This is a genomic window from Pseudomonas fluorescens (assembly GCF_001708445.1).
Classification (GTDB): Bacteria; Pseudomonadota; Gammaproteobacteria; order Pseudomonadales; family Pseudomonadaceae; genus Aquipseudomonas; species Aquipseudomonas gorinensis.
In genome coordinates, this window is sequence record NZ_CP015637.1 from 596,273 (window position 1) to 608,937 (window position 12,665).

Consider the following 12,665-nt stretch of genomic DNA (forward strand, 5'->3'; position numbering starts at 1 on the left):
AATTCCGACCATTACCGTCGGAATTGGTCAAAATTTGTGCTATATTCCGCGCCCGCGATTTTTCATCTCAACACCGGTCACCGTCATGCAAACAGCCAAGCCGTTATTTGACTATCCCAAGTACTGGGCCGAATGTTTCGGTCCTGCGCCATTCCTGCCGATGAGCAGGGAGGAGATGGATCAGCTTGGCTGGGATTCGTGTGACATCATCATCGTCACCGGTGATGCGTACGTGGACCACCCGTCGTTTGGCATGGCCATCATCGGCCGGCTGCTGGAGTCCCAGGGCTTCCGCGTCGGGATCATCGCGCAGCCGAACTGGCAGTCCAAAGACGACTTCATGAAGCTCGGCGAGCCGAACCTGTTCTTCGGCGTCGCGGCCGGCAACATGGACTCGATGATCAACCGCTACACCGCCGACAAGAAAATCCGCTCCGACGACGCCTACACCCCTGGCGGCATGGCCGGCAAACGCCCGGATCGCGCCAGCCTGGTGTACAGCCAGCGTTGCAAGGAGGCCTACAAGAACGTACCGATCGTACTTGGCGGCATCGAAGCCTCCTTGCGCCGCATTGCCCACTACGACTACTGGCAGGACCGGGTGCGCAACTCGATCCTGATCGACGCCACCGCCGACATCCTGCTGTACGGCAACGCCGAGCGGGCCATCGTCGAGGTTGCCCAGCGCCTGTCGTGGGGCCACAAGATCGAAGACATCACCGACGTGCGCGGCACCGCGTTCATCCGTCGCGACACGCCAGCCGGCTGGTACGAAGTGGACTCCACCCGTATCGACCGTCCGGGCAAGGTCGACAAGATCATCAACCCGTACGTGAATACCCAGGACACCCAGGCCTGCGCCATCGAGCAGGAAAAGGGGCCCGTTGATGATCCGCAGGAAGCCAAGGTCGTGCAGATCCTGGCCAGCCCGCGCATGACCCGCGACAAGACCGTGATCCGCCTGCCATCGGTGGAAAAGGTCCGTGGCGACGCCGTGCTCTATGCCCACGCCAACCGCGTGCTGCACCTGGAAACCAACCCAGGCAACGCCCGCGCCCTGGTGCAGAAGCACGGTGAAGTGGACGTGTGGTTCAACCCGCCGCCCATCCCGATGACCACCGAAGAAATGGACTACGTGTTTGGCATGCCATACGCGCGTGTCCCGCACCCGGCGTATGGCAAGGAAAAAATTCCGGCCTACGACATGATCCGTTTCTCGGTGAACATCATGCGTGGCTGCTTCGGCGGCTGCACCTTCTGCTCGATCACCGAGCACGAAGGCCGGATCATCCAGAACCGTTCCGAAGAGTCGATTATTCGCGAGATCGAGGAGATCCGTGACAAGGTCCCAGGTTTCACCGGGGTGATCTCCGACCTCGGCGGCCCGACCGCCAACATGTACCGCATTGCCTGCAAGAGCCCGGAAATCGAATCCGCGTGCCGCAAGCCGTCGTGCGTGTTTCCCGGCATCTGCCCGAACCTGAACACCGACCACTCGTCGCTGATCCAGCTGTATCGCAGCGCCCGGGCATTGCCGGGTGTGAAGAAGATCCTGATCGCTTCCGGCCTGCGCTACGACCTCGCGGTCGAGTCGCCGGAATACGTCAAAGAGCTGGTCACCCACCATGTCGGTGGCTACCTGAAGATCGCCCCGGAACACACCGAGGAAGGTCCGCTCAACCAGATGATGAAGCCGGGCATTGGCAGCTATGACAAGTTCAAGCGCATGTTCGAGAAGTACACCAAGGAAGCGGGCAAGGAGCAGTACCTGATCCCGTACTTTATCGCGGCCCACCCCGGCACCACCGATGAAGACATGATGAACCTGGCCCTGTGGCTCAAGGGCAACGGCTTCCGCGCCGACCAGGTGCAGGCGTTCTATCCGTCGCCGATGGCCACCGCCACCGCGATGTATCACTCGGGCAAGAACCCGCTGCGCAAGGTCACCTACAAGAGTGACGCGGTGACCATCGTCAAGAGCGAAGAACAGCGCCGCCTGCACAAGGCGTTCCTGCGTTACCACGACCCGAAAGGTTGGCCGATGCTGCGTGAAGCGCTGACCCGCATGGGCCGCGCCGACTTGATCGGGCCGGGCAAGGATCAATTGATCCCCTTGCACCAGCCCGCCACCGACAGCTACCAGAGCGCGCGTCGCAAGAACTCGACGCCGGCCGGCAGCCATAAGGTCGCCAAGGAAACCACCACCCGGATCCTCACCCAACACACCGGCCTGCCACCCCGTGGCAGTGACGGCAGCAACCCGTGGGACAAGCGCGAGCAAGCCAAGGCCGCGGCCATGGCGCGCAACAAGCAGGCGGCCAAGGAGCGCGCTGATGCGGCCAAGGGCAAGGGCGGCAAGCCAGCCCGCAAGCCGGTCGTGCCGCGTTGATCGCCGCGTGAATATGCAAAACGCCAGCCTCGTGCTGGCGTTTTGCTTTCTAGGCGGTGGGGAGTCTGTTTGTTAAGGTGGCGGCCATTAAATCGCTATCGGGGGCAAGCTCCCTCCCACATTTTGAATGTATTCACACATCAAGTGTGGGAGGGGGCTTGCCCCCGATAGCGTCACTCCAGTTACCACCTCTTCAAGGAAGAACACCCCCATGGGCAACCCCCTGCTCGGCATCGGCATGGACTCCAACCGCTCCCAGTTCATGGCGCGCCAGCGCATCGAAAGCCAGATCAACCTGCAGCGCCTGTTCGCCGCCATCGACGCCGACCCCGGTATCGTCGGCGCGGGGGTGGTGTATGTCGACGCTGACTTCAATGTCATTACCCTGCGCGAATTCAAGCCCATCTGCAGCATCAAGCCCAAGCGCATCATTTTGCGTGAAGCGCAGAAGTACATTGCGCCAACACAGTTTGCTCAACATGTCGTGAGCAATCCTCGAGAATCGCGACTGATTGGCGAAGCCGTGAATACCGGAATCTCCTGCTTGGGGGCGGTCATCAGTTGGGCTGCGATCGCCAGTGGAACAATTCTGGTGCCTTTCAGCGCTGGAGCCAGTTCCGTCATCGTTGTAGTGGGGTATGCGGCTGCCGGCGCAAGTACGCTTCAGTGTTTCAACGGCATTGCCCGAACAGCGCTGGAAGTCGCCAAACCTGAGGTCAAGGATTCGCTCGACAGTGAAGGCTGGTACCAGAATGCGTCCATCGTGCTGGACGCCGTATCACTGGCAGGCGTGGGCGCTTCGGCCCTGACGACGGTCAAGCTGGTCAGGGCCGCCAAAGCATCGACGGGCAAGAGCCTGCGTGATGTGCTTCGCGGTTTGAATCGCCAGGAAAGAGCCAAGCTGACGAAAGAGCTGCTGAGCATCAACCATCCCAGCTTGACCGCGAAGATGATCAAGTTGAGGCAGGCGTCGGGCGAACTCACCAAGCGTTTCACCCCTACGCAGCTCAAGCACAGCACCACTACCCAGATCAAAGACGTCCTGGGCGCAAGCGTTGGGTTTGGCGGGAGTGCCTACTCCGGAAACGTCAACACCATCGCGATTGGACTGTACGAGGAGGTAAGCGAATGAGCGAATTGATGACGCTACGCGACTTTTTCAGACAATACTTTCTGACGTTTATGGGCGGCGTATTTGCTGCGTGTTTTTCTTTGGCGTTGGCTGTGGCGCTGGCGTTCATCACCTATTTTCGTGATGCGCCGATGGCTCAAGTGGGGCTCAAGATCATGTCTGCCGGGGCGCTGCTCATTCTGTTGACGGTCCATAGCAACTTTATGATTTTGCGGGGGCGACCCTCCTGGGTGTGGGTAATGGTCGGTATCTATGTCGCCTGTCTACTGTTTGTAGTTCCGATGGTTCAATTCCAGCCTCACAAAGTCCTTTATGGGTTGGCGCTGTTATTCCCATTGCTTGGATTATTGACACTTAACAGCAAGGTTCAACGAGAGATGCGCACGAAACTCGTGGGAATCCGTCGCATTCGGCAGGCGGTTAAATCAACCGTCAGATCGAGTAGTCGCATGTGAAGGCGCCGCCTTCGATAAACGGTTTCCTCGCGCGCTATTTCCCGGTCTTCATGGGGACGATTTTCATGGCGATCTTCTCCGGCTCAGCCTCGTTTTCCATGGCTGGCGTGACCTATTTGCGCGGTCTTGATCCCGCGCTCAAGGCCAACTATTCAGTAGGCGCGATCCTGGTGCTGTTTCCGTTGCTGGGCTTGCTGTTGCTCAACAGCAAGCGCCACCGCGAAATGCGCCAAAAGCTGCTGGAAATTCGCCGCCTTAAAGAAGCCGTGATCGCCAAGCACAAGGCTCGCTGACTGGGTAGATTCACCACCCCTCCTCACACGGGCGCCACAAATATGTGCAACCCTCGCACCAGGGCGCACACGTTGGCGCCGTTTTGGTGCTGTACTGCACCGGGTCTTACGATAAAGCGCAATGACCGCCGCTCTGGCATAAGTCTTGCGCGCGTTGTGTCCATGCCCTGGCTCGCAGGAGGCCGCCGTGTCGATTCATGTCGCGTTGCACCATGTTACGCATTACCGCTACGACCGCGCGGTCGAACTCGGCCCACAGATCGTGCGTCTGCGCCCGGCTGCCCATAGCCGCACGCGGATTTTGTCCTACGCTCTCAAAGTGCTGCCCGAGCAGCATTTCATCAATTGGCAGCAGGACCCCCAGGGCAATTACCTGGCGCGCCTGGTGTTCCCGGAAAAAACCGATGAACTGCGCATCGAAGTCGACCTGGTCGCCGAGATGGCGGTGTTCAACCCGTTCGACTTTTTCCTTGAGCCCTACGCCGAAAAAATCCCCTTCAGCTACGCCGCCGATGAGCAGCGTGAGCTGGCGCCGTACCTGGAAACCTTGCCGCTGACGCCGAAGTTTGCCGCCTACTTGGCGGGTATCGACCGCACGCCGTTGCCGGCCGTTGATTTCCTGGTGGGCCTCAACCAGCGCCTGGCCGCCGACATCGGCTACCTGATCCGCATGGAACCAGGTGTGCAAACCCCGGAATTCACCCTGGAAAACGCTTCCGGCTCCTGCCGTGATTCGGCCTGGCTGCTGGTGCAACTGTTGCGCAACCTCGGTTTGGCGGCGCGGTTTGTGTCCGGTTATCTGATCCAGCTGACCGCCGACGTCAAAGCCCTCGACGGCCCCTCCGGCACCGAAGTCGACTTCACCGACCTGCACGCTTGGTGCGAAGTGTATTTGCCCGGTGCCGGCTGGATCGGCCTGGATGCCACCTCCGGGTTGTTCGCCGGTGAAGGGCATATCCCATTGGCCTGTAGTCCTGATCCATCGTCTGCTGCGCCGATCAGCGGGCTGGTGGAACCCTGCGAGTGCGAATTCACCCATGAAATGTCGGTGGAGCGCATCTGGGAAGCGCCACGGGTGACCAAGCCCTACACCGAAGAGCAATGGCTGGCGATCCAGGCCCTGGGCCGGCAGATCGATGGCGACCTGCTCAAGGATGATGTGCGCCTGACCATGGGCGGCGAGCCGACCTTCGTTTCCATCGACGATCCTGATGGCGCCGAGTGGAACACCGCGGCTCTCGGGCCGGACAAGCGTCGCTTGTCCGCCGAGCTGTTCCAGCGCATGCGCAAGCACTACGCACCCAAGGGGCTGGTGCACTTCGGCCAGGGCAAGTGGTACCCCGGCGAGCAATTGCCGCGCTGGTCGCTTAACTGCTATTGGCGCCGTGACGGCGTGCCCATCTGGCACAACAGCGCGCTGATTGCCGACGAACAACAGGACTACGGCGCCGATGGCGCATTGGCTGGGCGCTTCCTCGCCAGTGTCGCCGAACGCCTCAAGCTGCCGGCACGCTTTGTGTTCCCGGCCTATGAAGACAATTTCTACTACCTGTGGCGCGAAGGTGCGTTGCCGCAAAACGTCACCGCCCAGGACCCGCGCCTGAGCGACGACCTGGAGCGCGAACGCCTGCGCAAGGTGTTCAGCCAGGGCCTGGATAAAGTCATCGGCCAAGTGCTGCCGCTGGCGCGCACGGCGGCCAATGACCGCTGGCAGAGCGGGCGCTGGTACCTGCGCGATAACCATTGCCGCCTGGTGCCGGGGGATTCGCCGTTGGGCTATCGCCTGCCGTTGGCCTCGCAGCCGTGGGTGACGGCGGCGGAGTATCCGTTCGTGCACCCGACTGACCCGAACCAGGATCAGCCGGAGTTGCCGACCAGCGCCCAACTGCAAAGCCATGGCGAACCGGCGCCGAGCGACGAGCGCGTGCCGAAGATCGATGAGTCTGCCGACTGGCTGACCCGCACCGCTCTGTGCGCCGAAGCGCGGGAAGGGCGCCTGTACCTGTTCATGCCGCCATTGGAGCGGGTCGAGGACTACCTGGAGTTGGTCGCCGCCATTGAAGCCACCGCCGAAGAGCTGCATTGCCCGGTGTTGCTGGAAGGCTACGAGCCACCGTTCGATATGCGCCTGAGCAACTTCCGCGTCACGCCGGACCCGGGTGTGATTGAGGTCAACGTGCAGCCGTCCGCCACTTGGGACGAATTGGTGGAACGTACCGAATTCCTCTACGAGGAGGCGCGGCAAACCCGCCTGACCACCGAGAAGTTCATGATCGACGGCCGCCACACCGGCACCGGCGGTGGCAACCATTTTGTACTGGGCGGCGCGACGCCCAAGGATTCGCCGTTCCTGCGCCGGCCCGACCTGCTACGCAGCCTGATCAGCTACTGGCATAACCACCCCTCGCTGTCGTACCTGTTTTCCGGCCTGTTTATCGGTCCGACTTCCCAGGCACCGCGGGTGGATGAAGCGCGCAACGATGCGCTGTATGAGCTGGAAATCGCCTTCGCCCAAATGCCCCAGCCCGGTGAAGAATGCCCGCCGTGGTTGGTGGACCGCCTGCTGCGCAACCTGTTGATCGACGTGACGGGCAACACCCACCGCGCCGAATTCTGTATCGACAAGCTCTACTCGCCGGACGGTGCCACTGGCCGCCTGGGCCTGCTGGAATTGCGCGCCTTTGAAATGCCGCCCCACGCACGCATGAGCCTGACCCAGCAATTGCTGCTGCGGGCCTTGGTGGCGCGTTTCTGGCGTGAACCCTATGCGCCGCCGAAACTGGCGCGCTGGGGCACTGAGTTGCATGACCGTTTCCTGTTGCCGCACTTTATCGAGCAGGATTTTGCCGACGTAATCGTCGAGTTGAACGCCGCCGGTTACCCGTTGCGGGCCGAATGGTTCGCCGCACACCTGGAGTTCCGCTTCCCCAAGGTCGGCGATTACGCCGTCAGCGGGATCGAACTGGAACTGCGCCAGGCCTTGGAACCCTGGCATGTGCTGGGCGAAGAGGGCGCGGCGGGCGGCACGGTGCGTTATGTGGACTCGTCCCTTGAGCGCCTGCAGGTCAAACTGACCGGGCTGGCGCCGCAACGTTACCTGCTGACCTGCAATGGCATTCCGGTGCCGTTGCAAGCTACCGGACGGGTGGGTGAGTTTGTCGCCGGCGTGCGTTACCGCGCCTGGCAACCGGCCAACTGCCTGCAACCGACCATCCCGGTGCATGCGCCGTTGGTGTTCGACCTGCTCGACACCTGGATGCAGCGCTCGCTGGGCGGCTGCCAGTACCATGTCGCGCATCCGGGCGGGCGTAACTACGACAGCTTGCCGGTGAATGCCAATGAGGCGGAGAGCCGGCGCATGGCGCGGTTCTTCCGTCTCGGCCATACACCAGGAAAGCTCCCCGTGCCGAGTGTTGTGATCAATGACGAATTCCCGATGACCTTGGATCTGCGGCGTCACCCCAATAATAATGACTGAATGCGATCCAAATGTATGAGGGAGCGTGCTCCCGATTGCGGTGAGTCAGCCGATACCTAGGTTGACTGACCCGCCGCGATCGGGAGTAAGCCCCCTCCCACAGGGATTTGCAGTGTTTGTTAGGTTAATCTGAGCCCCCTTGCCTCTGCCGAGCGTTCCATGCCCGATTTGCTCGACCAATACCCGCTGACTGCGGGCACTTATCACGAACTCCTGGATGACAGCGGCGCGGTGCGTGCCCATTGGCGGCGCCTGCTTGATCACCTGCAACGCAGTACGCCCGCGCAGTTGGCCCAGCGCCAGGCGCTGCTGACCCGGCAGATCCAGGAAAACGGCGTGACCTACAACGTCTACGCCGACCCCAAGGGTGCCGATCGCCCGTGGGAGCTGGACCTGCTGCCCCATGTACTGGCGGCTGATGAATGGCAGCACTTGTCGGCCGGTATCGCCCAGCGTGCACGCCTTCTCAATGCGGTGCTGGCCGATCTGTATGGCCCGCAACGCCTGATCAAGGAAGGCCTGCTGCCGGCCGAGCTGGTGTTCGGGCATAACAACTTCCTGTGGCCGTGCCAGGGCATCCAGCCGCCCGACGGTGCGTTCCTGCACCTGTATGCCGTGGACCTGGCGCGAACCCCGGATGGCCGCTGGTGGGTCACCGCCGACCGTACGCAGGCACCCTCGGGTGCCGGTTATGCGCTGGAAAACCGCACCATTGTGTCCCGCGCTTTCCCGGATCTGTACCGCGACTTGCAGGTGCAGCACCTCACGGGCTTCTTCCGTACGCTCCAGGAAACCCTGGCGCGCCAGGCGCCGAGTGACAGCCAGCCGCCGCTGATCGTGCTGCTCACCCCAGGCCGGTTCAACGAAAGCTATTTTGAACACTTGTACCTGGCGCGCCAGCTGGGCTATCCATTGGTGGAAGGCGGCGACCTCACGGTGCGCGACAGCACGGTGTTCCTCAAAACCCTCAGCGGCCTGCGCCGGGTACACGCGATCATGCGTCGTCTCGATGACGATTTCTGCGACCCGCTGGAGCTGCGCACCGACTCTGCCCTTGGCGTGCCCGGCCTGCTCGACGCCGTGCGTCAGGGCAATGTACTGGTGGCCAATGCCTTGGGCAGTGGTGTGCTGGAGTCGCCGGGTCTGCTTGGCTTCCTGCCGAAGATCAATGAATTTCTGTTCGGTGAAGAACTGATCCTGCCGTCCATCGCCACGTGGTGGTGCGGGGAGGCGCCCGTGCTGGCCGAAGCCTTGGAGAAGCTGCCCGAGCTGCTGATCAAGCCGGCGTTTCCATCGCAGAGTTTTGCCCCGGTCTTCGGTCGCGACCTGGACGACGAACAACGCCAGGCCCTGGCCGAACGCATGCGCGCGAGGCCTTATGCGTATGTCGCCCAGGAGCTGGCGCAATTGTCCCAGGCGCCGGTATGGCACACCGTGGATGACCACCTGCAACACCGCGCCATCGGCATGCGTGTGTATGCCGTCGCCAGCGAAGACGGCTACCGCGTGCTGCCGGGTGGCCTGACCCGCGTGGCTGCCGAGGCCGATGCCGAAGTGGTCTCGATGCAGCGCGGTGGCGCGAGCAAGGACACCTGGGTGCTCGGTGAGCGCGCTGCTGGTGGTGAACATTGGCGCGCCCAACGCGCCATTGGTGCCCATGACCTGGTTCGCCGCGATCCGTACCTGCCTTCGCGTGTGGTGGAAAACCTGTTCTGGTTCGGCCGCTATTGCGAGCGCTGCGATGACAGCGCGCGCTGGTTGCGTATCGTGTTGGCGCGCTATGTCGACGGCGACGATCCGCTGGCACTGCGGGCGGCGGTTGAGTTGGGTGAGAACCTGCACCTGCTGCCGGAGGAGGGCGAACTGCCCGAGCGTTTGCAGGCGGCCTTGCTCGGCGATGATTGGCCATCGAGCCTGCGCGCCAACCTGCAACGCTTGCAGTGGGCGGCGTCTCAGGTGCGCGGCAAGTTGTCCCGGGAAAACTGGCAGGCGCTGGTGGAGTTGCAGCGCGAAGCCCTGGAGCTGGAAAGCGAGAGCCCTGACTTTGGTGAGTTGCTGGATTTCCTCAACCGCCTGGTGATGTCCCTGGCGGCGCTGTCCGGGTTTGCCCTGGACGACATGACCCGCGACGAAGGTTGGCGTTTCTTGATGATGGGCCGGCGCATCGAGCGCCTGCAATTTCTCAGCAGCAGCTTGGCGGCGTTCCTGCGTGGCGTGGCGGTGTTCGATCAGGCGGGGCTGGAATGGTTGCTGGAACTGGGCAACAGCAGCATCACCTATCGCTCGCGCTACCTGGCGGTGCCGCAGCTGATCCCGGTGCTGGACTTGTTGCTGCTGGACGAGCAGAACCCCCATGCGGTGCTGTTCCAACTGAAACTGGTCAGCCGCACCTTGCGTCGCCTCAACGACGACTTCGGCGTACCCCGGGAAACCGGTCTGGCACCCTTGGTGGAGCGCCTCGCGCGGTTCGACCTGAGCTGCCTGGAGAACCCGCTGTTTGGCGAGCCCAGCGTGCGTGCCGCGCTGGATGGCCTGGCCGACCTGCTGCAAGCGGTGGCCGATGAGAGTGGGCAAGTGTCGGATCGCATGGCCTTGCGCCATTTTGCCCATGTAGATGATGTCAGCCAGCAAACGGTGTCGGTGTGATGAGTGCGCGCTATCAGATTTTCCACGATACCCATTACCACTACGACAGCCCGGTGTCCCTGGCCCAGCAGCTGGCGCACCTGTGGCCCCGGCCCTGCGCCTGGCAGCGTTGCAGCGCGCAGCAGTTGGACATCAGCCCGGAGCCGACGTCGCGGCGCGATGAGTTGGACGTGTTCGGCAACCCGATCACCCGCCTGGCCTTCGAGCGCCCCCACGATGAATTGCTGGTGAACGCCTCGCTGACCGTCGAAGTGCTGGCGCGGCCGGTGCTGGATTTCCAGGCGTCGCCGGCCTGGGACCAGACCCGCGACAGCTTGACCTACAGCAGCCAGCCGCTGTCCGGGGAGTTGATTGAAGCCTGCCGCTATCGCTTCGAATCGCCCTACGTGCATTTGAAAAAAACCTTCGTCGAGTTTTCCGAAAGCTGCTTTCCGCCGGGCCAGCCATTGCTACTGGGCGTGCAGGCGCTGATGGAAAAGATCTTCGATGAATTCACTTTCGATGCCGAAGCGACCCAGGTCGCCACGCCGCTGGTGGAAGTGCTGGAGCGCCGACGCGGCGTGTGCCAGGACTTCGCCCACCTGATGCTCGCCTGCCTGCGTTCACGGGGCCTGGCGGCGCGCTACATCAGCGGCTACCTGCTGACCCAGCCGCCACCCGGCCAGCCACGGCTGATCGGCGCCGATGCGTCCCACGCGTGGGTTTCGGTGTATTGCCCGGTTTCGGGCTGGGTGGATTTTGACCCGACCAACAATGTGCAGCCGGCACTGGAGCACATCACCCTGGCCTGGGGCCGGGATTTTTCCGATGTGTCGCCGTTGCGGGGGGTGATTCTGGGGGGCGGGAGCCATGACCCGGAAGTGCGGGTGACGGTGATGCCGCTGGAATGATGGGCTGGCAGCAGTCGGGCGGCTTGCCGATACAGGCGTGTCTGGCAAGCGGGCCTGCTGTGGTATTAGCGGGCTTGTTGTAGCGAGTTGTGGCGAGCGGGCTTGCCCCGCGTTGGGCTGCGAAGCAGCCCCAATCAATCGGAATGCGGAGTATCAGGCACTCCTCGGCGGCTGGGGGCTTGCCCCGCGTTGGGCTGCGAAGCAGCCCCAATCAATCGGAATGCGGAGTATCAGGCACTCCTCGGCGGCTGGTTCTGGGGCTGCTGCGCAGCCCAACGCGGGGCAAGCCCGCTCGCCACAACAAGCGCGCACAGCAACGGAAATTATTCAGCCGGGTCTTTCGGCGTTTCAGTCTCGTCTGCTGCCACTTCGCTTTCCGCGTCCGGATTCAGTGCGCCCGCTTCTTCATCGACAGCGGCTTTCTTGCGTTGCAGCTTTTCCTCTTTCTTCTGTTCCTTGGCCAAGTCTCTCTGACGTTTGGCGAAGGAGTAATTAGGTTTGGCCATGGGCGATCCTCTAAGGTCGAAGGTGAGGGTGGGCGGCGCGCAGCTGCCTTGGGTCGCTATGGTAGCAGCTTAGCGGCGCGCTTGGCCCTCACTTACCGCAGGCGTACGCGGCCAACAGGCCATTGAACAGTTGATTGAGATGCATGGCTGGCGCTCCATAAGGGGGATGGGGCGATCATAGGGCGCGTGTGACACTTTGGCTGGTTGATTGTGTCGATAGGTCTGATAGCCTAAAGTTGTATACAATTTGTTGATTCAGGTCATAAGCCTTTATGCCTGGTTCAGGCACCCTTGTCGCACTACGCGTTTTTTAAACCCTGCCTTGGAGATCCACATGTTTGCCAAACTCGTTGCTGTTTCCCTGCTGACTCTGGCCAGTGGCCAGTTGCTTGCTGCAGAGTGCAAGGTCACCGTCGACTCCACCGATCAGATGTCCTACGACACCAAGGAAATCACGATCGACAAGAGCTGCAAGACGTTCACCGTAGAGTTGACTCACTCCGGCAGCTTGCCGAAAAACGTCATGGGCCATAACTGGGTGCTGACCAGCGCCGCCGACATGCAGCCGGTCGCGACCGATGGCATGGCCGCCGGCCTCGACAAAAACTACCTGAAAGAAGGCGACGAACGCATCATCGCCCACACCAAAGTCATTGGTGCTGGCGAGAAAGATTCGGTGAGCTTCGATGTGTCCAAGCTGAAAGCGGGCACTGACTATGCGTTCTTCTGCTCGTTCCCAGGCCACATCTCGATGATGAAAGGCACTGTGGTCGTCAAGTAAGACCGCGTTATCGTTCATCGGGGGCAAGCCCCTCCCACATTTGAATGTGTTCACAAATCAAGTGTGGGAGGGGGCTTGCCCCCGATGGCTGCCTG

At 61.9% G+C, this 12,665-nt stretch carries 9 protein-coding genes; 8 read left to right on the forward strand and 1 reads right to left on the reverse strand.

What is annotated here, in order from left to right:
- The first annotated feature begins 85 nt into the window (after positions 1-85).
- The 7 genes from A7317_RS02550 to A7317_RS02580 all read left to right on the forward strand — a co-directional run bounded on the left by A7317_RS02550 (position 86) and on the right by A7317_RS02580 (position 11,283).
- Positions 86-2,389: a YgiQ family radical SAM protein gene (locus tag A7317_RS02550; protein WP_024073092.1), complete on the forward strand. Its 2,304-nt coding sequence runs from the start codon at positions 86-88 to the stop codon at positions 2,387-2,389.
- A 211-nt stretch (positions 2,390-2,600) separates the two neighbouring features.
- Entirely contained in the window at positions 2,601-3,521 is a 921-nt protein-coding gene (locus A7317_RS02555) for a hypothetical protein (RefSeq protein WP_024073093.1), read from the forward strand.
- Complete coding sequence (locus A7317_RS02560) at positions 3,518-3,976, forward strand: hypothetical protein (protein WP_024073094.1); 459 nt, start codon at positions 3,518-3,520, stop codon at positions 3,974-3,976. Before A7317_RS02555 ends, A7317_RS02560 begins: the two co-directional genes overlap by 4 nt.
- Positions 3,973-4,269 (forward strand): hypothetical protein, encoded by a 297-nt coding sequence (locus A7317_RS02565; protein ID WP_024073095.1) that lies wholly within the window; start codon positions 3,973-3,975, stop codon positions 4,267-4,269. The genes A7317_RS02560 and A7317_RS02565 overlap by 4 nt, the downstream gene beginning before the upstream one ends.
- Positions 4,270-4,456: 187 nt before the next feature.
- Complete coding sequence (locus A7317_RS02570; protein ID WP_024073096.1) at positions 4,457-7,747, forward strand: DUF2126 domain-containing protein; 3,291 nt, start codon at positions 4,457-4,459, stop codon at positions 7,745-7,747.
- Between the two features lie 159 nt (positions 7,748-7,906).
- Positions 7,907-10,393, forward strand: coding sequence for a circularly permuted type 2 ATP-grasp protein (locus A7317_RS02575; protein WP_024073097.1), 2,487 nt, complete (start codon positions 7,907-7,909; stop codon positions 10,391-10,393).
- Entirely contained in the window at positions 10,393-11,283 is an 891-nt protein-coding gene (locus tag A7317_RS02580; RefSeq protein ID WP_024073098.1) for a transglutaminase family protein, read from the forward strand. The genes A7317_RS02575 and A7317_RS02580 overlap by 1 nt, the downstream gene beginning before the upstream one ends.
- A gap of 323 nt (positions 11,284-11,606) precedes the next feature.
- Here the strand turns inward: A7317_RS02580 and A7317_RS02585 are convergent, their stop codons facing one another.
- Positions 11,607-11,789 (reverse strand): hypothetical protein, encoded by a 183-nt coding sequence (locus A7317_RS02585; RefSeq protein ID WP_024073099.1) that lies wholly within the window; start codon positions 11,787-11,789, stop codon positions 11,607-11,609.
- A 334-nt stretch (positions 11,790-12,123) separates the two neighbouring features.
- Here A7317_RS02585 and azu point away from each other — a divergent pair, with 334 nt between their 5' ends.
- Positions 12,124-12,570 (forward strand): azurin, encoded by a 447-nt coding sequence (azu, locus tag A7317_RS02590; protein ID WP_069075154.1) that lies wholly within the window; start codon positions 12,124-12,126, stop codon positions 12,568-12,570.
- Positions 12,571-12,665 lie beyond the last annotated feature (95 nt).